Below are 22,563 nucleotides of genomic sequence, written 5' to 3'. Positions count from 1 at the left end.
CATTATAGAGTAGTTGATTGCTCAAATACTTGCTGGCGCATCGCCTGTCCGAAGACAGCGCGATTCGCTTTGATCTGTTTGCACTGATCAGTAATTAAGTCACGAACCCAAGAAGTTCGAAGGCTGTGCTCCGATCGCCGAAGGCGACCATCGCAAAAGCCGTTCTCGCGCCAAGGCGCTCGTGACGTCTTTCGTTGACGTTTTGCTGTTCAGTTTTCAAGGTTCAAAATTCAGCGTCCTGTAAAAGCGACTTCTCTAATTTATCATCGACCATCTTCGGAGTCAAGCATTATTTATTATTCTAAAAAACTTAATTTGCCGAAGCGACATGAAATATCATAATATGGTTCGACCTGTTTTGTCAACGCTAAAAGGGTAAAAAATTTAAAACGTGAAAAGTAGTTCAATTGGATTGCCAGATATTATTATTCCTTTTTCTATTCTAATGGCATCCTCTAATGAAAGAAACCGGAATGTCCGAAGACAGTCCGGCTTGAAATATGTCTACTCATTTTGCAGCTTCAACAAAATAATAGCGGTGGAAAATCCTTTCGCTTTTAGTCATGACTCCTTCAGTAAATACCATTTCCTTATCGACTAGGTATTCGATGAAGACTTCCAGATCGGAAGAATAATTTCTCAATTCTTCCTGTTCGTGAAGTTCCTGTATGGTCCAACTTTTCTTTTTCGCCATTACTTCCATGATATGCTTTGCCCCATCATCCGTGCGGGAATGAATGAGAAATTCGCTGGCGAGGAACAAGAGCTCCAGTCTTTTATCGATTGATTCATCACTAAGTACAAGCTCTTCATATAATTTGTAGATGGCCGGTTCGATTTTTTTCACTTGAGACCAGACCGTCACTTCTGGCGGCAGCCCATTCTCCAATACGGAAAGACGAGCCAAGTGATGGAGCGATTCAATCACATGACGATATGCGTCGAGATAATTCTTCTCTTCGAATAACACTTTTCCTTCCAGGTATCGCCGGATCAACTTGGCATACTCTAAGCCCATTTTAATTTTTCTGCCTGCAAAAGGATATTCCCTAAGCTCCGTGATGAGCTTTTCCATAAATTCATTACGATCGTAAATGATGCGTCCATTGAATAACCAGTCTACTATTTTACGGTTCGTTCCCAGCAGCAGCCATTTCTGAAGCTGCTTTTCAGTGATGATATGCATCGCAGCTTTTTTATTCTCATAAGTATAATGCTTGGTGAAAACCGCAGTTTCATTTTCCTTGGTGATGATCAGCAGTATCGTGTCAAAGGTATCCGTACTTGGACTGACCTTCTCTCTCTTCTCGACAAGCACGACTCCTAACGTACTTTCCTGGCTGGCGCGTTCCTGATAAATTGGCCTTAGTATTTGTTCCATTCTATTTCACTCCCTGCAGATTCAGGCTTGCTTACGGGTATACCCTTTTTTCATACGCTCAAATATTTTACTGGAATTTTTTTATCGTCAGCGAAATCCTTCTCTTTAAAAATGAATGAGTTGGATCCGCTTTTCTCTATTTCGACATATTTCCGCTGATTCCTTCATAAGAAAAGCATTAACACTTTTTCACTGCGATTATGATATAGTATGATTGATGCAAGGAGGAGTAAACATGAAGCCTTATAAAAATAAAATCAATCGTATTCGTACTTTTGCGCTGTCTTTGATTTTCATCGGCATCGTCATAATGTATATAGGTATTTACTTTAGAGAACAACCGGCAATCATGGTCACTTTCATGCTGTTGGGAGTTGTCGCCATCATCGGAAGCACAGGCGTCTATGCCTGGATCGGCCTTCTATCCATGAAAACCATTCCTGTCGAATGTCCGAACTGCGGCCGCCACACAAAAATGCTGGGCCGCGTCGATATGTGCATGCACTGCCGCGAACCTCTGACTATGGATCCTTCTCTTGAAGGAAAAGAGTTCGATGTTGACTACAACAAAAAGAATTCAAAAGTATAAACGAAAACCGCCAGCGACTGCTACGCTGGCGGTTTTTTAATTTCCAATAATTTATTTGGGAATTAAAAAAAGCGGGCATAAATTCTATGCTCGCTTTCTTATTGCGCCTTTGCTGAATCAGAAAGGCAATCCTGGCAGGTTCCATAGATTTCAAGCCGATGGTAATCCACTTGGAATCCAGTAACATGTGAAGCCAAATGTTCCACTTCATCCAAACCGGGATAATGAAAATCGACAATCTTCCCGCAATCATTGCAGATCATATGATAATGGTCGTGCGTAACAAAATCGAACCTGCTTGAAGAATCGCCATAAGTCAATTCTTTCACAAGACCAGCTTTTTTAAAGACACGTAAATTATTATAAACAGTTGCAACACTCATATTTGGAAAAGATTTTTCAAGCGCGCGATAAATGTCATCCGCTGTCGGGTGCGTTGTAGAATGAATCATATACTCCAAAATCGCATGGCGCTGTGGAGTGATTCTGACACCTGTAGACTTCAAAGCATCAAGCGCGTCTTTTAATAATACTTCAGACATCGCCGTGCACCTCACTTCATAAAGATTCTTACTTTATAATCGTTATAATTAGTGTACTCAAAAAGCACGGCGGATGTCAAGAAATCACTATAGACACGCTGGTTAAGAGATGTTTATTGGACATTATTTCTTACTGTGCAGCTCATTTTCTTTGCTGCCTAAACGCTGATTAATAAAACGCGCGGCAACAAACAAGAAGTCTGACAACCTATTCAAGTAGGCGAGCACTTCCGGAGATGTCCCTTCTCCGATGGACGTGGCAAGGCGTTCCGCCCGTCTGACCACTGTTCGGGCTACATGCAGCGCCGCTCCAGCTGGATGGCCGCTCGGCAGTATGAAGTTACTCAATGGGGTCAGTTCCGCATCGTATTGATCGATCCAGCTTTCCAGTTTTTCTGTATCTGCAGGGTCCAGTTTCCACTTTACTTCTTTTCCCGCTGGAGTGGCGAGTTCCGCTCCGACATGGAATAAAGTCGTTTGGATTTCATGGAATATATCACAGATTTCTTCCTTTTCACTGAAGAACTCGCCGTTCAGATGCGCAAGGGCCAAACCGATCATCGAGTTTGCTTCATCGCATGTGCCATAAGCTTCCACCAGCACGTCATTTTTCGGCACTCTTGAACCGTATACCAGGGAAGTAGTGCCTTTATCGCCGGTTTTCGTATAAATCTTCATGGTCAATACCCCTTTTCCATATTAACAAGATTTGTCGGTTCATGGTTTCCATTCAGCCATTTGCGTAAATTCGGAAGAAAAACCTCCATGGCCCGTTCAACGTACATCCCGGATTTACTGGATACATGCGGGGATACGATGACATTATCCATTCCCCAGAAGGGATGGCTTTCAGCCAAAGGCTCCTGTTCAAAAACGTCTAATACTGCATAAGCTATCATCCCGGCATTCATTGCTTCTATTAGAACTTCCTCATTTACTAGGTCTCCCCGTCCAAAGTTCATGAATACCGCTTCTTGTTTCATGGCTTTGAAATGCTTGATTCCAAGGAGATGCTTTGTTTCTTCCGTACTTGGCAGCACAGAAATGACAATATCGGCATCCGGGAGCTTCCCAAGCAATTCTTCAAAGGAAATCATTTCATTCATATGATCTGCCTGGTTCCCAGATCGGTTGCAGCCGATGGTCATGACACCGAAAGCCTGAAGCAGCCTGCCTATTTCAGAGCCGATTGCTCCGGGGCCCAGTATTAAAGCCGTCGAACCGAAGAGTTCCGTTGAGCGGAATTTGCGCTCCCATTTATGGTTGCGCTGATTTTTATAGATTTCCGGGAGGGAGCGTTTCAATGCCAATAGGTGACCGAGAACCGATTCCCCCATCGGTGTTTTATGGATGCCGCGCACATTTGATACGGTTATACCCCGTTTTGCAATGGCTTCATGCGGCATTTTTTCAATACCGGCACTTACTACCATAATCCATTTTAATTTCTTTGCGTTATTAATGTCATGATCATCGAGGTCTTCCCCATAAGTGACAAGGATATCCGCTGTCGGCAGTTTACTTTTGTCTTTATAAGCGAAATGGAATTCCGCTTCCGGAAAATCGCTGATGATGCTTTGCTGCATTTCCTCATTTGGTAAAAACGTGAACAATACTTCCATATATGTCTTCCTCCTATGCTTGGCTGAGCTCTTTAACCGTTTCAAGGACTTCCTGGATATGGTCTTTTACTTTGACTTTACGCCATTCTTTGACCACAGTTCCGGTCGGGTCGATTAAAAATGTAGAGCGCTCAATTCCCATGAACTCTTTTCCGTACATCTTCTTCTCCACCCACACACCGTATGCCTCGGAAACTTTATGATCTTCATCAACCAATAAAGAGAACGGCAAACCGTGTTTGCTGATAAATTTACTGTGCTGTTTTTCTGAGTCTGCGCTAACGCCCAAAATGACGGCTCCCAATTCAGAGAAATCTTTCTCTGCATCACGGAAATCGCAGGCCTGTGTGGTGCATCCCGGCGTCATATCTTTCGGATAAAAATAAAGCACTACGTATTTCTTGCCGGAAAAATCCTCTAAGGAAACTGGCTCACCGCTTTCATTTTTCAATGTAAAATCCGGTGCATGCAAACCTTCTAATGTCGTCAATGCAATCACTCCTTCTCTTATATCTATCGTACCGAACTGCAGGTGGAGTTTCAATTTCTTTGGCGTTAATGTATAAACTTGTCTACAATAAGGAATAGACATTAAGTAGGAGGAATAAAATCCATGAACCATTCTGAATCAAATAAACTGCACAAAGAAGCGCTTGAACATATCGTTGGAGGCGTCAACAGTCCGTCAAGATCGTTTAAAGCTGTTGGCGGGGGTTCCCCGGTTGTCATGGAACGCGCAAAAGGTGCTTATTTCTGGGATGTCGATGGCAATAAATACATCGATTTCCTGGCTGCCTATGGTCCCATTATCACTGGACACGGCCACCCGCATATCTCAAAAGCCATCTCGAACGCTGCCGAAACGGGTGTTTTATATGGCACGCCCACACGCCATGAAATCACATTCGCAAAAATGCTGAAAGAAGCAATGCCAAATATGGACCGCGTCCGTTTTGTCAATAGCGGAACCGAAGCCGTAATGACTACTATCCGTGTGTCACGGGCTTACACAGGCCGCACTAAAATCATGAAATTTGCAGGCTGTTATCACGGCCATTCGGATCTAGTGCTGGTTGCAGCCGGATCCGGTCCCGCAACACTTGGCACTCCGGATTCCGCAGGTGTTCCAAAAACAATCGCCGAAGAAGTCATCACTATCCCCTTCAATGATCCAACAGCTTTCGCTGAAGCGATGGAAAGATGGGGCGATGAGATCGCCTGCATTCTTGTAGAACCGATTGTCGGCAATTTTGGAATTGTTGAACCGAAAAAAGGCTTCCTTGAAGAAGTTCATCGCATAGCAGCGGAAAAGGGAGCCTTAATCGTCTATGATGAAGTGATTACGGCATTCCGCTTCCATTACGGCGGCGCACAAGATATGCTTGGGCTCAAACCTGATTTGACTGCACTCGGCAAAATCATCGGTGGAGGGCTTCCGATCGGTGCTTACGGCGGCAAGAAAGAAATCATGGAAACCGTCGCCCCTCTTGGACCGGCTTATCAGGCTGGCACAATGGCAGGAAATCCAGCTTCCATCCAGGCAGGAATCGCTTGCCTGGAAGTTCTTCAGGCTGATGGGGTTTATGATGAAATGGACCGTTTAGGGGAACGCCTCGAAAAAGGCATTTTGGAAGCAGCCGAGGAATTTGATGTGACAATCACAGTAAATCGCTTAAAAGGTGCATTAACTATCTATTTCACGGATGTGACTGTAGAAAACTATGAACAAGCTGAAGCTACGGATGGAGAAATCTTCGGACGCTTCTTCAAATTGATGCTTGAACAAGGCATAAACCTTGCTCCTTCAAAATACGAAGCCTGGTTCCTGACTACCGAACACACGGAAGAAGATATTGATGCAGCGCTGCAGGCAGTTAGAAAAGCATTCAGCCAATTATAAGAAGCAATTCATTATAGGAAGAAGGGATTCGTAAGTTATGAAATTAGGTGCACGTATATTAAAGACCGGCGTGGCTATTTCAATGGCCTTGTTTTTAGCCAACTTATTGGAATTGCCTTCTCCTGTATTCGCAGGCGTCGCAGCCATTTTCGCCATCCAGCCTTCCATTTACAGGTCTTACCTGACTCTGCTCGATCAAATATACGGGAATCTGATTGGCGCTTCGATTGCTGTCATCTTTGTATTGACACTTGGCAGCAATTATCTGACCATTGGACTTGCGGCCATACTGGCCATAGTCATCATGTTGAAGTTAAAGCTTGAAAACACTGTCCCATTAACACTTGTCACAATTATCATCATTATGGATTCGCAAACCAATAATTTCCTTTCATTCGCGTCTTTACGTTTTCTAACAGTTTTACTTGGGATACTCTCCGCTTTTATTGTAAATCTAATCTTTCTGCCGCCTAAATACGAGAGCCGTTTATTCACCTCTATTCATGAAGTCAGCGAAGAAGTGATTCGCTGGATTCGGGTGTCGATCAGGCACGCGTCAGATCATGCATCCGTAAAAGAGGACATCGACAAATTAACCGAGAAACTCGTCAAAGTGGATCAATGGTACCTGTTTTACAAGGAAGAACGAAGCTATACGAAAAAGCAGCAATATACAAAAGCGAGAAAACTGGTGTTATACCGCCAGATGATTGCAACATCCAAAAAGAGCTTGGAAGTATTGAAAAGGCTTCACCGCTTTGAAAATGAATTGACGGAACTCCCGGAACAATTCCACATGATGGTGCAGGAAAGACTCGAAAGCCTGGCCAGCTACCATGAGCAGCTTTACATGAAATATGTAGGGAAATTGCGGCCGGAGCACAGTGAATCTTCCGGAACAGACGCTTCGATAAAGCGGCATGAGGTAATGGCAATATTTGTAAAAGAAATTAATATTGCATTGGAATCCGAAGACAGCGACTTTTCGGTCTATCATTTAATGCATGTCTTATCAGCTATCCTGGATTACGAAGAGCAGCTCGAACACCTTGATTTGCTCATCATCGCTTATTTAAATTATCATAGTGATGAAGTTGATGAAGACCTGGAGAGTATGATTTGATACAACGCAAATAAAAAACGTGCGGAGATAATTTCTCCGCACGTTTTTCTTATGATTTCATACGAGGGTCAAGTGCATCGCGCAAACCGTCGCCCATCAAGTTAAAGCCAAGTACTGTCAGCATGATTGCCAGACCTGGAAAAATCATAGTCCATGGGGCGTTGGTCAGATAGGATCTGGAATCTGCCAGCATTTTTCCCCATTCAGGAGTAGGGGCCTGTGCTCCCAATCCTAAAAATCCGAGTGCTGCAGCTTCGATGATAGCCGTAGCAATTGCCAAAGTTCCCTGAACAATAACAGGTGCCATCGAGTTCGGCAGGATATGGGAAAACAGTATCCTGCTATCCTGCATACCAATTGCTTTGGCAGACATAATGTATTCGTCTTCCTTGATACTCAAAACTTTTGACCTTATCAGTCGTCCGAAGTTAGGAACGTTGATGATTGCAATCGCAATCAAAGCATTACGTAATGAAGGCCCTAACACCGAAACAACTGCAATTGCCAATAGGATACTTGGAAAAGCCAGCATAATATCAAAAATACGTGAAATGATGGTATCTACCCATCTTCCGTAATAACCTGCAAGAATTCCAAGGAAACTTCCGACAATCGCCGACGCTATTACCGCTAAGAATCCTACCCAAAGAGAGATTCTGGCTCCATAAACAATACGGGATAATATGTCCCGCCCAAAATCATCTGTTCCCATCCAGTTAGTAGAGGAAGGAGGCAGAAAACGTTCTGACATATCTTGTTCATTGATGCCCTGCGGTGTAAACAGCGGACCAAAAATAGCCAGCAGGATGAAAAAAATAACAATTCCCATTCCCACAACCGCCACTTTACTTTTACGGAAACCTCGCCATGCCTCTTTCCATGGTCCGGCAACTTTCTGCATTTCTGCATCCTTAGCGCTTACTGTCGTATCAGCCATTGTTCTCCCCCTTCCTAATCATATTTGATGCGCGGATCAACTAAACTATAGAGCAGATCCACAAACAGATTGATCATGACAAATATGAATGCAACAATCAGGATGCCAGATTGGATAACCGGATAATCACGATAATTAATTGCTTCATATATATATCTCCCAATACCTGGCCACGCAAAAATGGTTTCAGTCAAAATCGCGCCTCCAAGCAGCAATCCCATTTGAAGCCCGATGATAGTCAATACCGGAATAATGGCATTTTTCAATGCGTGCTTGTATACGACCCAAAACATTCTCAACCCTTTTGAACGAGCTGTACGAACATAGTCAGATCTCATGACTTCCAGCATGCTTGAACGTGTCATTCTCGCAATAATTGCCATCGGTATAGTCGCAAGCGCAGTCCCCGGAAGAATCAAGTGGCGCATAATAGTTGAGAGCTGATCAAATTGCCCGGTAATTATAGTGTCGATAATATAAAAACCTGTTATTGATTCAATAGGATCCCGAACATTCATCCTTCCCGAAGTCGGCAACCAATCCAATTCTATGGCAAAAATCCATTGGTTGAGAAGCCCCAAAAAGAAAATCGGCATTGAAACACCAATAAGCGCGATAATCATTGCAAGATAATCAAACCAAGAATTCTGGAACCATGCAGAAATGATTCCGGCATTGATGCCGATTATAATGGCAATGATAACAGCGAAAACAGACAACTCGATTGTTGCGGCTAAATAAGGCCAAACTTCATCCACTACTGGAGTTCTTGTTCGCAGCGACTGCCCCAGGTCACCTGTAACCAGTCCTTTTAAGTAATCAAAATACTGGATATACCAGGGATTATCCAAACCTAAAGTTGTTCTTAACGCTTTAATGGCTTCTTCAGAAGCCTGTTGGCCGAGAATAACTTGAGCTGGATCACCAGGTATTGCACGGATGATCATAAAGACGATGAATGTCATCCCGAGCAGAACCGGAATTAACTGCAATAGCCGTTTACCAATATAGTGAAGCATTTCTTCACCTCTCCATCTCTAACAAATATGTATTGATTAATTTAAAAAAGAGGGGAAATCTGTATGATCTCCCCTCTCGAAAAGTCTACTCCAGATCTACTGACGCTAATTTGTCTGAGCCTGTTGGATGCGCTTTGAAGTTCACAACATCGTTGCCTCCAGCCAATAACGGAGTGGAGTGAGCAAGTGGAACCCAAGGTGCATCTTCATGAATAATTTCCTGTGCCTGCATATACAGCTCATTACGAACCTCTTCATCAACTTCAGTCTGAGCTTCAATCAGAATGTCGTGCAATTCCTGGTTTTCGTAATAAGTGTAGTTGTTTGAACCGATATTATCCTGGTCAAGCAGCACATAAAGGAAGTTATCTGCATCACCGTTATCACCAGTCCATCCTAATAGGAAGGCATCAGCTTCACCGTTTGCAGCTTTTTCAAGGTAAGTTGCCCATTCGTAGGAAACGATTTCGGCAGTGATTCCGACTTCAGCCAAATCACTTTGGATCGCTTCAGCCACTTTTTGGCCGTCTGGCATATATGGACGCGGAACAGGCATAGCCCATAGTTCCATTTCGAATCCATCGCCAAGTCCAGCTTCTTCAAGCAATTCTTTTGCTCTTTCAGGGTCATATTCATATCCTTCGATATCGTCGTTATAACCACTGATTACAGGTGGCATCGGGTTTTTCGCAACTTCCCCGCGCCCTTCGAAGAATGCGTCAACGATAGCCTGTCTGTCGATTGCATGGTTCATCGCTTGACGGACCAAAGGATCGTTGAATGGTTCACGCGTATTTGTTAAACCAAGGTAGCCAACGTTCATCGATGGACGTTCAAACAATTGAAGATTTTCATCTCCTTCAATTGTCGCTGCGTCAGATGGATTAATACCATCAGCCAAATCGATTTCACCAGCCAATAGAGCGTTTAGACGGCCAGAGTTATCTGGAATCGCGCGGAATACCACTTCATCCAGTTTTGGTTCGCCTTCAACCCAATAGTCTTCGAATTTCTCGATGCGTACAGTGTCGTTCCGGTTCCATTCAACAAATTTGAATGGTCCTGTTCCTACTGGATTATCGCCGAAAGCATCGCCTTGCTCTTCAAATGCAGTTGGAGATGCGATACCGAACGGGCTCATTGCCAAGTTTTTAAGGAAAGGAGCCATTGGACGTTTCAATGTCATTGTAACTTCATAATCGCCTGTTGCTTCAACAGAGTCGATTACGTGGCCTTCTTCATCACCAAAACCACCGAACATTGAACCGTAGTATGGGAATTGATCTGCATCTCCTGCAGCCCAGCGGTCAAAGTTCGCCACCACAGCTTCTGCATTGAAATCAGTGCCGTCATGGAAAGTAACGCCTTCTTCAAGTTGGAAAGTGTACGTCAATCCATCTTCTGCAGCTTCCCAATCAGAAGCCAATCCACCTTCAATTTCTGTATCCTGTTCACCGAAGTTCACAAGCGTATCAAAAATGTTCTTAGTAACTTTAAATGATTCACCGTCTGTAACAGTGATAGGGTCAAGTGATACCGAGTCTCCACCGCGTCCGAAGATCAATACTTTCTCTTCTCCAGATTCCCCTTCGCCACCAGTTTCACCATTGCCTTCTGAACCTTCTTCCGATCCGCCACTGCAGCCGTAAAGCACTGTCGAGATCAGTAAAAGCATCAAAAATGCAAGGGACATGATTTTTTTGTTCCCCAAATTAACCCCTCCGTTTTTATTTATTATCATTGCGGCCTGCTTTCCTCATAAAGGTGGCAGGCAACAGAATGACCTTTTTCAACCTCCGCGAAAATTGGGACAGTCGTTTCACAAATGTCCATTTTGAATGGACATCTCGTATGGAAACGGCAGCCGCTCGGCGGATTTGCGGGACTAGGAACATCCCCTTTAATCACCACTTCTTCCCTCTCGAATGCTGGATCTGGCACTGGCACTGCTGTAAGCAGAGCCTGTGTATATGGATGCAGCGGCTTTTCGTAGAGGTCTTCCGTATCAGCCATTTCAGCCATGTTTCCTAAATACATCACTCCCACACGGTCACTGATATGGCGAACTACCCCAAGATCATGGGCAATGAATATATAAGTCAGTTTCAGCTCTTTCTGAAGATCCTGCATCAAGTTGAGAACTTGTGCCTGGATCGATACATCGAGTGCTGAAACGGGCTCATCAGCAATAATGAGTTTTGGATTTGTCATCAATGCCCGGGCAATGCCGATGCGCTGGCGCTGCCCGCCACTGAATTGGTGAGGGTAGCGTTTTGCGTGATAACTGCTCAATCCGACAATCTCCAAGAACTCATGAACTTTTTGCTTTCTTTCTTTCGGATCTCCGATATTATGGACGTTCAAAGGTTCCATCAATATTTTTTCAATCGTATGGCGAGGATTCAATGATGCATAAGGATCCTGGAACACCATTTGAATATCGCGTCTCGCCTTGCGCATTTCATTATTCGAAAGTGAAGTAAGCTCTTGCCCGTCAAATGTGACTTTCCCTTCAGTCGGTTCAAGCAGCCTCATCAGCATGCGGCCGGTAGTGGATTTCCCACATCCTGATTCCCCTACAATACCTAGTGTTTCTCCTTCTTTTACGGAAAAAGAGATGTCATCCACCGCTTTTACATGATTGCTCACTCTGCCGAAAATGCCTGATTTAATAGGAAAATACTTTTTCAGGCCCTCAACTTTTAACAATTGTTCGGTCATGCTTTTCTGCCTCCTTCGGATCAAATAGGAAGCACCGGGTCTGATGCTCTTCAGTTGTCTGGTAAAGCGGCGGAGTTTCCTCTAAACAGCGGTCGAAAGCGAATTCACATCTAGGTGCAAATCGGCAGCCGGTTTTGATCGAACCGGGTTTAGGAACATTCCCGGGAATCGAATAAAGACGCTCTTTCTTGAATCTCATGTCAGGCACCGATTCCAGCAGCCCCCTTGTATATGGGTGCTGTGGATCTTTGAATATCGCATCCACCGGCCCTTCCTCAACAACTTTACCGGCATACATGACCACGACTCTTTCACACGTTTCCGCAACGACCCCAAGATCGTGTGTAATGAGCAATACAGCTGTATTCAACTCTTTATTCAGATTCTTGATCAGTTTCAGAATCTGAGCCTGGATAGTCACATCCAGCGCAGTTGTCGGTTCATCCGCAATCAGCACTTTCGGGTCGCACAGCAGCGCCATGGCAATCATGACACGCTGCCTCATTCCACCGGAAAGTTGATGGGGATATTCTTTCATCAAACCTTCCGCACGCGGCAGTCCGACCAGTTTCATCATTTCAACCGCACGATTGTAAATCTGCTTTTTCGACCAGTCCTTCTTATGGATTTTTACCGCTTCCTCCAATTGGTTGCCGATAGTAAACAGCGGATTCAGTGAAGTCATCGGCTCCTGGAAAATCATTGCTATTTCATTGCCCCGGATATCGCGCATTTTTTTCTCGGGCAGTTTTGTTAAATCCTGATCTTCAAATAAGATTTCACCATTGGTGATTTTACCGGGAGGACTAGGAACCAATCCCATGATTGACAAGGAAGTAACACTCTTGCCGCAACCCGATTCACCTACAATTCCCAAAACTTCCCCTTCACGGATATGGAAGTCAACATTGTCGACAGCCGGTACCTCGCCGTCATCTGTGAAAAAGGTAGTCTGCAAACCTTTTACTTCTAAAATCTTCTCTCTTTCTATCATTTGGCCACCCCTTTTACACAAAAATAATTCTGAATATTTTATTTCTTTTAATTATACGTAAATTCAAACTATATGCAATAGTTCTTTTTATGGGGCTTCCTGATAAATTTTTATGAATAAAAAAAGCCAGCCGATAAATATTTCGGCTGACTTTCTATAAACACCTATATTATGGAAGGAAGTTTTTTTATTTGAAATGCTGAACCTGGAAAAGGTTATAGTATACCCCTTTTTGTTTCATCAATTCGTCATGTGTGCCCTGTTCAGCAAGATTACCATGGTCAATGACAAGAATTTGATCAGCATGGGTAATTGTCGATAAACGATGGGCAACTATTAATGTTGTTCTGTCATGTGCGAGGCGCTCAAGCGAATCCTGGATCAATGATTCACTTTCCAGATCAAGTGCTGAAGTCGCTTCATCGAGAATAAGCATTGGCGGATTTTTCAGGAATACACGAGCAATCGCAATGCGCTGTTTCTGCCCTCCTGACAATTTCACACCACGTTCACCGACTTTGGTGTCATAGCCTTCCGGCAGCAACTCAATAAAGGCATGGGCGTTCGCGGCTTTGGCAGCAGCTTCAACTTCTGCGTCAGTAGCGTCAGGTTTTCCCATTAAGATATTGGCTTTAACTGAATCACTGAAAAGAATAGAGTCCTGCAGGACAAGGCCGATCTGATCACGCAGCGTGTGGATGCTGACATCTTTCAGATTATGGTCATCCATATAGATGCCGCCCTCCGTCACATCATAGAAACGCGGAATCAGTGACACAATCGTCGATTTACCGCCGCCGCTCATGCCCACCAGCGCTACAGTTTCACCCGGTTTCACGGTGAAACTCATATTGGACAGCACTTCCGAACCGCCATCATTATAATGGAAAGAAACGTTGCGGAATTCCAGTTTTCCATCAACCACTTTCAAATCACGCGCACCTTTTTTATCTGTAACGTCGTAATCTTCATCGACCAGTTCAAATACCCGGTCCATCGATGCCAAAGACTGGACAAGCGTCGTGGAAGAATTGACAAGACGGCGCAGCGGATTATAAAGGCGTTCGATATAAGCGATGAACGCAACCATTGTACCAAGCGACAAATCACCCTGTATAACCTGATAACCTGCATAGCCGATCACTAGTAATGGCGCGACGTCAGTAATGGTATTGACCACCGCGAAAGCTTTCGCATTCCATTTCGTATGGTCGATTGCTTTTTCTAAAAATTGATCGTTCGTATCATTAAAGATTTTCTGTTCGTGCTTTTCCAGCGCAAAATTTTTGATGATGCTCATTCCCTGCACACGTTCATGAAGATAACTTTGGACATTTGCCAGTGCCTGGGAGCGTTCACGCGTCAAATCGCGAAGGCGGCCGAAGAAATACTTCACGCTTAGCGCATAGAACGGGAACGCTAAGAGAGCTACGATTGTCAGCGAAACATCCATCGACAACATAATACCGATGGCGATGAGAATCGTCGCCAAATCGAGCCAGACATTCATCAATCCGATCATCACAAAATTTTTCGTCTGCTCCACATCGTTGATGACACGCGAGATGATCTCACCGGCGCGTGTATTGGCATAATATCTGAGGCTTAACCGTTGAAGGTGTCCGTAAAGATATCCACGGATGTCATAGAGGATTTTATTGCTTACATACTGTGCATAATACTGCCGGAAATATTCAATCGGCGGCCGGAGAAGAAAGAACACGATTGCCGTTCCGCCAAGCCATAAATACAGCTGTTCCAATTTTTCCTGGCTCGACAGCGCTTCCGCCCCGATAATATCATCGATGACGATTTTGATGAGCAAAGGGATGAAAAGCGGAATCGCAAATTTAAATATACCAATAAGGATGGTTAATGCTATTTGCCAATAATATGGCTTTACAAAATGCATGTATCGTTTCATGCTGCTTTGTTTCTTATCGTTCAAACTATTCACTCCAATCTGACTTCAAAATGAAAAACCTGTTGGCTGGCAACAGGTTTTCATACTATTCAACGGATCCGGTTATGTCTGTGGAATTCATAACGGTCCGTCCATACTTCGATGAAGTCCTGGGCAAACGGGCCTCTGCGCTGTTTGATCCAACCTATCAGCTTTTCGACATTGCGATAAAGAATCTGGTCGATCACTTCAGGGTAGCCCATCTGCCTTTTGTGGTCTTCATACTCGTCTTCATCCAATAATGTGTAAGACATGTCCGGAAACACTTTGACATCTAGGTCGTAATCGATGTATTTCAAAGAACCATTATTATATACGAATGGTGAACTGATATTGCAATAATAATAGACACCATCATCACGAAGCATGCATATGATATTAAACCAATGCTCCGCATGAAAATAACAAATCGATGGTTCGCGCGTAAGCCACGTCCTGCCATCCGATTCGGTTACCAGGGTCCGTTCATTCGCACCGATTACAATGTTATTTGTACCTTTCAAAACAGTTGTTTCCTGCCAGACACGGTGGATTCGGCCGTTGTGCTTGTAACTGTGGATTTGTATCGTTTCTCCCTCTGCGGGAATCGCCATGTCCATCCCACCTTCTCGTCTAAGCCCTTATATTATCTGCTATTTCAATATTATATCAATCAATTCTGAAAACATACAGCAATACGGCGAGAAAGGCAAAAAATTACATAACGACCGAGCGTCCGCCGTCTACGATAATTGTCTGGCCGCGGATCATATCCGAATCGTCGGAAATCAGGAACATGGCCGTCTTGACCATGTCTTCGATTTCGACCATGCGTCCTGCCGGTGTGTTGACACGTGCATCATTCAGTAGATCATCGCGGTTGGGAAAATGTTTTAACGCTTCCGTATCGAGTGCCCCGCCGGAAACCGTATTGACCGAAATTCCTTTGGGCGCAAGTTCTACCGCCAAATAACGGGTGATTGATTCGACAGCCGCTTTCGAAACTCCGATAGTCGTATAATTTTCAAGATAGCGTATTGAGCCGAGTGAACTGATGCCCACGATTTTGCCGCCTTTATCCATCAGTTTTGCAGCTTCCTGAGCTCCAAAAAGCATGGCTTTTGCATTGATATTCATCGTCCAGTCCCAATGTGATTCTTCCAGCTCCATAATAGGGCGTAGAACACCGGATGCGGCGTTGGATACGAAAACATCCAATCTGCCGAACTCCTCTTTGATCGTTTCGAACATGCCGCGCAGCTTCTCAACATCTCCCACATTCGCTCTAACCAGTAATGCTTTGCGGCCACGCGCTTCAACTTCCTTCACTGTGTCAAGTGCCGCTGTTTTGCTGCGTGCATAGTTGACCACGATATCGTATCCTTCTTCTGCCAATGCGATTGCCATCGCCTTGCCAAGACCTCTGCTGCTTCCTGTTACCAATGCCACTTTTTGTTCAGCCATCGTTATACATCTCCTCTGCTTTTTAAAGCTGTTTTCATTTTTTGAACCGGACCTGATATCGGCAGCAATTCCATTTCCACCGAATCTACCCATTTCATATTTTCTTGGATCTCCAAGTCTATACCTTCGGCAATAAAGCCATCCACATTCCATGTTAAATGAGAAAAGACATGTTTGAAAGAAGTAATTTTCTCCGCTTTCGCAATTGTTCCGTTAAACTGTTCGGATAGGAGCTCCTCGATTTCTGCCCCATCTATGCTATCCGGCAATTCCAGCATCGGAAATTGCCACATATTGGCCAGCAGGCCTTTTGAAGAACGTTTTTCCATCAATAAAGACTCGCCGTTTCTTATCGCGACCATCGCGTAATTTACCGCTTTATTGTTTTTCGCTTTGGTTTTTACCGGAAGCTCATGTTGGCGCCCTTCGTGAAACGCGGCACAATGTTCACGAACCGGACACAGCAGGCATTTCGGTGAAGTCGGTGTACAAATGAGCGCCCCCAGCTCCATCAGGCCCTGATTAAAAGCGGAAGGATCTTCATGGCTGATTAATTCAGTAACCGCTTCTTCAAAAACTTTGCGTGTTTTGGGTTTCGCTATATCTTCTTCTATTAAAAGAATTCTTGATAGAACCCGCATTACGTTTCCATCAACAGCATGTTCCGGCAAACCATAGGCAATGCTGAGCACCGCTCCTGCTGTATAAGGTCCGACACCTTTTAGAGCTGAAATCTCCTTTCGGCTTGACGGAACCTTGCCTCCGTAATTTTCAGCTACTTCCTGAACACCTGCCTGAAGATTTCGCGCCCGTGAATAATAGCCAAGTCCTTCCCACTGTTTCAAAAGAATTTCTTCATCAGCATTCGCCAGATCGTGCAGCGTGGGAAACTTTTCGACAAACCGTTTATAATAGGGAATAACTGTGTCCACCCGGGTTTGCTGCAGCATGATTTCAGAAATCCATATTTGGTAAGGGTCGGCAGTTCGCCGCCATGGCAAATCCCTTTTTTCTGCATGAAACCAGTCAATCAAGTCAGTTTGAAATTGTTTTTTTTCTATATTAATAGTGGAACCCTCCAATGATTCTAGATTATTTCATTTAAATTCAGGGTATGTAATAAGTAGCAGCGACGGACATCTTCACGAGAAACAGCCGTCATTAAGCAAATTTTTTTCGAAGGGGGATGAGACGATGGATACAGGCACACACCTCGTCATGGGCATCGCGCTCGGCGGCCTCGCAATGGCTGACCCTGTTGTAGCGAACGATACAGTAACCATGACCGCAGTCATCGCAGGCACCATCATCGGCTCGCAAATCCCGGATGTTGATACGGTACTCAAATTACGGGACAACGCAGTCTATATACGTCATCACAGAGGTGCTACCCATTCAATTCCTGCTGTATTGACGTGGCCGCTGTTATTATCCGGCGCATTGTGGTTCATTTTCCCGGAAGTGAATTTGCTCCACCTTTGGTTATGGACGTTCCTCGCAGTTGTTCTGCATGTTTTTGTCGATATATTCAATTCTTACGGCACGCAGGCATTGAGGCCGTTCTCCAATAAATGGGTAGCGCTTGGAGTCATCAATACATTCGACCCCATTATTTTCGGCGCGCATGTCATCGCCTTGATGATCTGGGCATTCGGCGCCAATCCGGTATGGACAATCAGTATCCTGTACGTGGTGCTCGTGTTTTATTATATCTCACGCTTTGCATTGCAATCAGCCATTAAACACGCCATCCGGAATACAGTTCCTGGCGCCACTGAAATATTCGTTGCACCGACGATGCGATATTTCCATTGGCGGATAGCAGCAGACACAGACAAACATCATTATGTCGGCCGCGCATATGGCCGGACAATAAACTTCTATGACAAGTTCATGAAGAAACCCTTGCCTGAAAGTGAATTGATCCAGACCGCTCTTAAAGATAAAAACCTCTCAGCATTTGTTTCTTTTTCTCCATTATATCGCTGGGAAATAAATGAATATGGTGATATCTATGAAGTCCGATTAATCGATCTCAGGTATCGCAGCAATGATTATTATCCATTTGTGGCAGTTGCCCATCTGGACCAGGACTATAATATACTCAACTCGTATACCGGCTGGATTTTCAGTGAAGATAAACTTCGTAAAAAATTGGATTTCAGCCATAACTGATAATAATCACAAAACGCACACTCAAGTGGTGTGCGTTTTTACTTTGCTTTTTTGCTTATCGGAACTTGTTTTAATCGTTCAGCAAATGGGCGTATTTTGGATTGCTTGCCGCAAATTCGTGGATATTCCCGCCGTAGCTGTCGATCCACTGGCGTACAACTTTCTCTACCACTTCCGTCCCTTGGTAATCGTAGCCTGCTTTCGCATATGACGATTCAAAATCTGAAGCAAGAAGCTCAATCCACGTACGCGCCTTCTCTTCAGAGATATTCGGATTTTTCTCCTGCAACTCGCTTGTCAATTGCTCAATAACTTCTTTCATCCTTTTACTTCCCTTCTTTTAACGGGCGCAGCATGGAAATTGGCAATGCTTCTGTGAATTTTTCGCTTCCGAGGCGATAGCCCCATGCAAAACGGCCCTTCAGATAATCGATCTGGAAATAAACATTCGGGTCTCCCTCAATACGGTAGACTTCCCCTTTTTTGAAATCTTCCGGTTCGAGCAAATAAGAAGCTGCCATAATAGCTTTGCGTTCCAAAACCGCGAATTCATTGATGATTCCCAGTTGTTCAGCTTTTCGTGCTTTTTCCTTCAGTCTTGCTATTTCCGTACGCAGTTCCTGTTCGTCCATCTGGCTGTAACGTTTTTCTTCACTCATCTTCGTTCTCCTTTTTCTCTAAATATTCATTGATGACTTCTGCGGGGAACCCTTTTTGGTACAAGCCCTGCTTCACTTTCGATTTCAGGTCATAGCCGGTCAATTTGCTGCTGTGTTTGCGCCAAAGCTTGTCGCCTTGGGCTGCAACAATATCCGTCCATTGGTCTTCATCTTTTTCCAAATCCAAATCTGTGATCGCCAGCTTGATCACTGAATACGAATAACCTTTACGAAGCAAAGTATCACTTATTTTCTGTTCGATCTGCCTTGGCGTCTTCGTTTTTTCCTTGTCGGCCATTTTCTCTGCCAGACCCTTGGCAAGTTCCACCTGCTCTTCTTCTGAATAGGAAGCGAGAACATCTTTTTGCACCTGTTTATCAATCCCTTTCTTTTGCATATCCTGTTGGATCGCTTTCGGCCCTTTTTTGGATGATCTCATCTGCGTCCGCATCAGTGCCTCCGAAAAAGCGCGGTCATCAAGAAAGTTCAGTTCATATAATTTTTTTATCGCTTCATCTATTACTGCTTCCCCAAATTCTTTGTCTTTCAGTTTCTGGCGCACTTCGTTTTCACTGCGCATTCTGAAACTCAAAAAATCGAGGGCTTTATTGAATGCTTTACGGATTTCATCTTCGAAATTCATTTCTTCGATGGTCCACTGGTCCAGCTCTTTGCCTTTGGTCAATTGATACCTGACGAGCACCGTTTCATCGACACTGAAAGCAAACTTTTCCTCCAGAAAAATATTGTAGCGTTCCGGATTGTTTTTTCCCTGTGTGATTTTTGTAATTATGGGCATCGGGCGGCACCTCTTTCTTCCCTTCTAAGTATAACCTTTTAAGGGCTTAAATGCATCGATTCAGGGTACTATATAGGAAATGGAGGCGATATGCATGAAGATTGCAATCACTGGAGGAACCGGTTTTGCCGGCAATGAAATGACGAAGTTATTTCGTCAGCAAGGACATGAAGTTTTTATCCTGACGCGAAGCCCGAAACCATCTGATAATGGTGTCCATTATGTCGAATGGCTGACTGACGGCGCAAAACCTGAGCAACAACTGGCAGGTATTGATGCCTTTGTAAACTTGGCGGGTTCATCCATCAATGATGGGCGCTGGGATGATGAGCAAAAGAAACTGATCTACAGCAGCCGAGTCGAAGCGACCAATGAAGTGCTGCGCATCATCGAGGAATTGGAACAAAAACCGAAAGTGCTCGTGAACGCAAGTGCTGTCGGTATTTATCCCGCCTCAACAGAAAAATCCTATACAGAGCAATCGACTGTTCGAGGTGACGACTTCCTCGCCAAAACTGTTGTTGAATGGGAACGCCTTGCAAATGAAGCGAAAGACTTGGGTGTGAGGGTTGCTTGCGGACGTTTCGGCATCATTCTCGGCAAAAAAGATGGAGCTTTGCCGTTGATGGCGCTGCCTTATAAACTTTTTGGCGGCGGAACAGTCGGCTCTGGCCGCCAATGGCTGTCATGGATTCACGTGCAGGATGTTGCCCGGGCAGTTTTATTCGCCATTGAAACGGAAGAGCTGAGCGGACCTTTTAATGTGACTGCCCCCTATCCAAAACGCATGAAGGATTTCGGCAAGGAAGTTGGCCGAGCTTTGGGACGTCCGCATTGGTTCCCAGTACCTGAGTTCGCCCTAAAAGCTGTGCTCGGAGATAAGAGCCGCCTCGTTCTAGAAGGGCAGCGTGTTTTGCCGGAAGTTCTGCAGCAGCATGGTTTCGAATTTGCCTACCCCGATCTCAGATCAGCTCTGGCTGATATCTATAAATAGGGCTATAATGTAGGGATGACCAAAAGAAGGACGTGTGCACTATGAATGAAAAACCTATTATGGAAACCGGACAGAAATTTCCGTTGACGATCAAAAGGCTTGGCATCAACGGCGAAGGCATCGGTTTTTTTAAACGCAATGTCGTTTTTGTTGCCGGTGCACTGCCCGGTGAAGAAATCACCGCGCAAATTACAACGGTCAAACGAAATTTTGCCGAAGCCCGCATCGTAAAAATGCGGAAACCTTCACCACACCGCCAGACTCCTCCCTGTCCCGTGTATGAAGCGTGCGGAGGGTGCCAGCTGCAGCATTTGACATATGAACAGCAGTTAGTTGAAAAACGCGACCTTGTCGTGCAGGCACTTGAGCGCTATTTAAAAGGCGTCGATGTCAAAATCGAAAATACCATCGGCATGGAAGATCCATGGCATTACCGCAATAAAAGCCAGTTCCAGACACGCCTGAAGGGTTCGAAGGTCATCGCAGGTTTATTTGCGGAAGGATCACATCAATTGCTTGATATCGAACAATGCATCGTGCAGCATCCGGATACAACTGTTATCACCAATTCCGTGAAACGGGTACTCGAAGAACTGCGGATTCCGATTTATGACGGCAAAACGATGCAAGGCGTCATTCGGACAATCGTCGTCCGCACTGGCATTGAAACCGGCGAGATCCAATTGGTGCTGGTGACAACGCGCTCTAAAATTCCTAAAAAGGAATTATTGCTTGAAAAATTGAAAGACCTCGATGTCAACCTTGTCTCAATCGTCCAAAACATCAATCCTGAAAAAACTTCGCTTATTTTCGGAGAAGAGACAGTTACTTTGTATGGCAAAGATACCATCCACGAAAAACTGGGCGAGCTTGCATTCGACCTTTCGGCCCGCGCCTTTTTCCAGCTGAATCCGAAGCAGACCGTCAAGTTGTATGATGAAATCAAACGTGCTGCAGAGTTGACCGGCACCGAAAAAGTCGTCGATGCTTATTGCGGCGTCGGTACAATCGGTTTGTGGCTTGCCGACGGCGCAGGTGAGCTACGAGGAATGGACACTATCCATGACAGCGTTGTAGATGCGAAAGCAAATGCCAAACGGCAAGGCGTCAAAGCGAAATATGTTACCGGAACTGCGGAAAAGTGGCTGGATGTCTGGAGCAATGAAAATTTTGTACCTGATGTACTGACGGTAGATCCCCCGCGTACCGGACTGGCTGACTCCCTGTTGAAAACGATTTTGAAGGTGAAGCCGAAACGTTTCGTCTATACATCGTGCAATCCTTCCACACTTGCGAAGGACCTTCAGCAATTGACGAAAATTTACCGGATCGAATACATCCAGCCTGTCGATATGTTCCCACAGACAGCGCAGGTTGAATCGGTAACGAAACTTGTATTGAAATAGGAAAAAGACCTTCGGATTTTCTCCGAAGGTCTTTTTATGTCGAGAAACATCATCTGCTTCAATCATTTCGCTGCATATCTTTTAATGTCTCGAAGCTAGCGCAGCGATGCAGAGACAGGCGGACGCGTTCCGCAGGGAGCCGCCTGCTGCTGCATTTTGAATCTGTGGGGAAACTGAGTAACTGCTTTTTCAACGAACCCATTTCTTAAATTTTTTCTTTATAGAAAGCGATTCTAAGATATGGAGCAAAACAGCGAGACTCCCAGGTGAGCAGGCGAATGCCGACGAAGTGCAAG

Annotated in this window: 23 protein-coding genes; 6 read left to right on the top strand and 17 right to left on the bottom strand. The window is 44.7% G+C overall.

What is annotated here, in order from left to right; genetic code table 11:
* Window positions 1–508: 508 nt before the first annotated feature.
* Complete coding sequence (locus AC2Q9J_RS16210) at window positions 509–1,381, bottom strand: nucleotidyltransferase-like protein (protein WP_499041581.1); 873 nt, start codon at window positions 1,379–1,381, stop codon at window positions 509–511.
* A 235-nt stretch (window positions 1,382–1,616) separates the two neighbouring features.
* Between AC2Q9J_RS16210 and AC2Q9J_RS16205 the strand changes: the two genes are divergently transcribed.
* Window positions 1,617–1,970 carry a YgzB family protein gene (locus AC2Q9J_RS16205; RefSeq protein ID WP_499041579.1) on the top strand — a complete coding sequence of 118 codons (354 nt, stop codon included), beginning with the start codon at window positions 1,617–1,619 and terminating at the stop codon, window positions 1,968–1,970.
* 98 nt (window positions 1,971–2,068) lie between these two features.
* Here the strand turns inward: AC2Q9J_RS16205 and perR are convergent, their stop codons facing one another.
* The 4 genes from perR to bcp all read right to left on the bottom strand — a co-directional run bounded on the left by perR (window position 2,069) and on the right by bcp (window position 4,624).
* Window positions 2,069–2,512: a peroxide-responsive transcriptional repressor PerR gene (gene perR / locus AC2Q9J_RS16200; RefSeq protein ID WP_084242262.1), complete on the bottom strand. Its 444-nt coding sequence runs from the start codon at window positions 2,510–2,512 to the stop codon at window positions 2,069–2,071.
* A 123-nt stretch (window positions 2,513–2,635) separates the two neighbouring features.
* Entirely contained in the window at window positions 2,636–3,190 is a 555-nt protein-coding gene (locus AC2Q9J_RS16195; protein ID WP_499041577.1) for a cob(I)yrinic acid a,c-diamide adenosyltransferase, read from the bottom strand.
* A gap of 2 nt (window positions 3,191–3,192) precedes the next feature.
* Window positions 3,193–4,134, bottom strand: coding sequence for a D-2-hydroxyacid dehydrogenase (locus AC2Q9J_RS16190; protein ID WP_499041575.1), 942 nt, complete (start codon window positions 4,132–4,134; stop codon window positions 3,193–3,195).
* A gap of 13 nt (window positions 4,135–4,147) precedes the next feature.
* Window positions 4,148–4,624, bottom strand: coding sequence for a thioredoxin-dependent thiol peroxidase (bcp, locus tag AC2Q9J_RS16185; RefSeq protein ID WP_499041573.1), 477 nt, complete (start codon window positions 4,622–4,624; stop codon window positions 4,148–4,150).
* A gap of 123 nt (window positions 4,625–4,747) precedes the next feature.
* Between bcp and AC2Q9J_RS16180 the strand changes: the two genes are divergently transcribed.
* Together AC2Q9J_RS16180 and AC2Q9J_RS16175 are read left to right on the top strand one after the other, a co-directional pair.
* Window positions 4,748–6,034, top strand: a complete 1,287-nt coding sequence (locus tag AC2Q9J_RS16180) for a glutamate-1-semialdehyde 2,1-aminomutase (protein ID WP_499041572.1) — start codon at window positions 4,748–4,750, stop codon at window positions 6,032–6,034.
* Window positions 6,035–6,071: 37 nt separating this feature from the next.
* The gene (locus AC2Q9J_RS16175) at window positions 6,072–7,157 is read left to right on the top strand and encodes an FUSC family protein (RefSeq protein ID WP_499041570.1); all 1,086 of its coding nucleotides are present in this window, start codon (window positions 6,072–6,074) and stop codon (window positions 7,155–7,157) included.
* Between the two features lie 49 nt (window positions 7,158–7,206).
* On the opposite strand, the gene nikC is transcribed toward AC2Q9J_RS16175, so the two are convergent.
* The 9 genes from nikC to mutY form a co-directional block, all read right to left on the bottom strand.
* A complete protein-coding gene (gene nikC, locus AC2Q9J_RS16170; RefSeq protein ID WP_499041568.1) occupies window positions 7,207–8,094 on the bottom strand; it encodes a nickel transporter permease in 888 nt (295 codons plus the stop codon).
* Between the two features lie 14 nt (window positions 8,095–8,108).
* A complete protein-coding gene (locus tag AC2Q9J_RS16165) occupies window positions 8,109–9,113 on the bottom strand; it encodes an ABC transporter permease (RefSeq protein WP_499041566.1) in 1,005 nt (334 codons plus the stop codon).
* Between the two features lie 85 nt (window positions 9,114–9,198).
* Window positions 9,199–10,806, bottom strand: a complete 1,608-nt coding sequence (locus AC2Q9J_RS16160) for an ABC transporter substrate-binding protein (RefSeq protein ID WP_499041588.1) — start codon at window positions 10,804–10,806, stop codon at window positions 9,199–9,201.
* Window positions 10,807–10,850: 44 nt separating this feature from the next.
* On the bottom strand, window positions 10,851–11,834 hold the full coding sequence (locus tag AC2Q9J_RS16155) for an ABC transporter ATP-binding protein (RefSeq protein ID WP_499041565.1): 984 nt from the start codon (window positions 11,832–11,834) through the stop codon (window positions 10,851–10,853).
* Complete coding sequence (locus tag AC2Q9J_RS16150; RefSeq protein ID WP_499041563.1) at window positions 11,809–12,828, bottom strand: ABC transporter ATP-binding protein; 1,020 nt, start codon at window positions 12,826–12,828, stop codon at window positions 11,809–11,811. Before AC2Q9J_RS16150 ends, AC2Q9J_RS16155 begins: the two co-directional genes overlap by 26 nt.
* A gap of 187 nt (window positions 12,829–13,015) precedes the next feature.
* Window positions 13,016–14,740 carry an ABC transporter ATP-binding protein gene (locus AC2Q9J_RS16145; protein ID WP_499041586.1) on the bottom strand — a complete coding sequence of 575 codons (1,725 nt, stop codon included), beginning with the start codon at window positions 14,738–14,740 and terminating at the stop codon, window positions 13,016–13,018.
* A gap of 101 nt (window positions 14,741–14,841) precedes the next feature.
* Window positions 14,842–15,384, bottom strand: a complete 543-nt coding sequence (ntdP, locus tag AC2Q9J_RS16140) for a nucleoside tri-diphosphate phosphatase (RefSeq protein WP_084242271.1) — start codon at window positions 15,382–15,384, stop codon at window positions 14,842–14,844.
* A 103-nt stretch (window positions 15,385–15,487) separates the two neighbouring features.
* Window positions 15,488–16,234 carry an enoyl-[acyl-carrier-protein] reductase FabL gene (gene fabL, locus AC2Q9J_RS16135; protein WP_499041561.1) on the bottom strand — a complete coding sequence of 249 codons (747 nt, stop codon included), beginning with the start codon at window positions 16,232–16,234 and terminating at the stop codon, window positions 15,488–15,490.
* Between the two features lie 2 nt (window positions 16,235–16,236).
* Window positions 16,237–17,235, bottom strand: coding sequence for an A/G-specific adenine glycosylase (gene mutY, locus AC2Q9J_RS16130; protein ID WP_499041559.1), 999 nt, complete (start codon window positions 17,233–17,235; stop codon window positions 16,237–16,239).
* 193 nt (window positions 17,236–17,428) lie between these two features.
* Here mutY and AC2Q9J_RS16125 point away from each other — a divergent pair, with 193 nt between their 5' ends.
* Window positions 17,429–18,409: a metal-dependent hydrolase gene (locus AC2Q9J_RS16125; protein WP_499041557.1), complete on the top strand. Its 981-nt coding sequence runs from the start codon at window positions 17,429–17,431 to the stop codon at window positions 18,407–18,409.
* Between the two features lie 70 nt (window positions 18,410–18,479).
* Here AC2Q9J_RS16125 and AC2Q9J_RS16120 read toward each other — a convergent pair whose 3' ends face one another.
* Genes AC2Q9J_RS16120 through recX form a run of 3 tightly spaced genes read right to left on the bottom strand, consistent with a single transcriptional unit; the run spans window position 18,480 to window position 19,867 of the window.
* The gene (locus AC2Q9J_RS16120) at window positions 18,480–18,731 is read right to left on the bottom strand and encodes a YfhJ family protein (RefSeq protein WP_499041555.1); all 252 of its coding nucleotides are present in this window, start codon (window positions 18,729–18,731) and stop codon (window positions 18,480–18,482) included.
* Window positions 18,732–18,735: 4 nt separating this feature from the next.
* Entirely contained in the window at window positions 18,736–19,068 is a 333-nt protein-coding gene (locus AC2Q9J_RS16115; protein ID WP_499041553.1) for a YfhH family protein, read from the bottom strand.
* Window positions 19,061–19,867, bottom strand: coding sequence for a recombination regulator RecX (recX, locus tag AC2Q9J_RS16110; RefSeq protein ID WP_499041551.1), 807 nt, complete (start codon window positions 19,865–19,867; stop codon window positions 19,061–19,063). The genes AC2Q9J_RS16115 and recX overlap by 8 nt, the downstream gene beginning before the upstream one ends.
* A 94-nt stretch (window positions 19,868–19,961) precedes the next feature.
* Here recX and AC2Q9J_RS16105 point away from each other — a divergent pair, with 94 nt between their 5' ends.
* Together AC2Q9J_RS16105 and rlmD are read left to right on the top strand one after the other, a co-directional pair.
* Window positions 19,962–20,861, top strand: a complete 900-nt coding sequence (locus AC2Q9J_RS16105) for a TIGR01777 family oxidoreductase (protein WP_499041549.1) — start codon at window positions 19,962–19,964, stop codon at window positions 20,859–20,861.
* Between the two features lie 41 nt (window positions 20,862–20,902).
* Window positions 20,903–22,267: a 23S rRNA (uracil(1939)-C(5))-methyltransferase RlmD gene (rlmD, locus tag AC2Q9J_RS16100; protein WP_499041548.1), complete on the top strand. Its 1,365-nt coding sequence runs from the start codon at window positions 20,903–20,905 to the stop codon at window positions 22,265–22,267.
* The last annotated feature ends 296 nt before the right edge of the window (window positions 22,268–22,563 follow it).

It is taken from the genome of Planococcus sp. RAB007_Raresut, assembly GCF_057369535.1.
The sequence above is the reverse complement of the archived record's forward strand: the minus strand, read 5'-3'. Positions and strand labels throughout refer to the sequence as shown.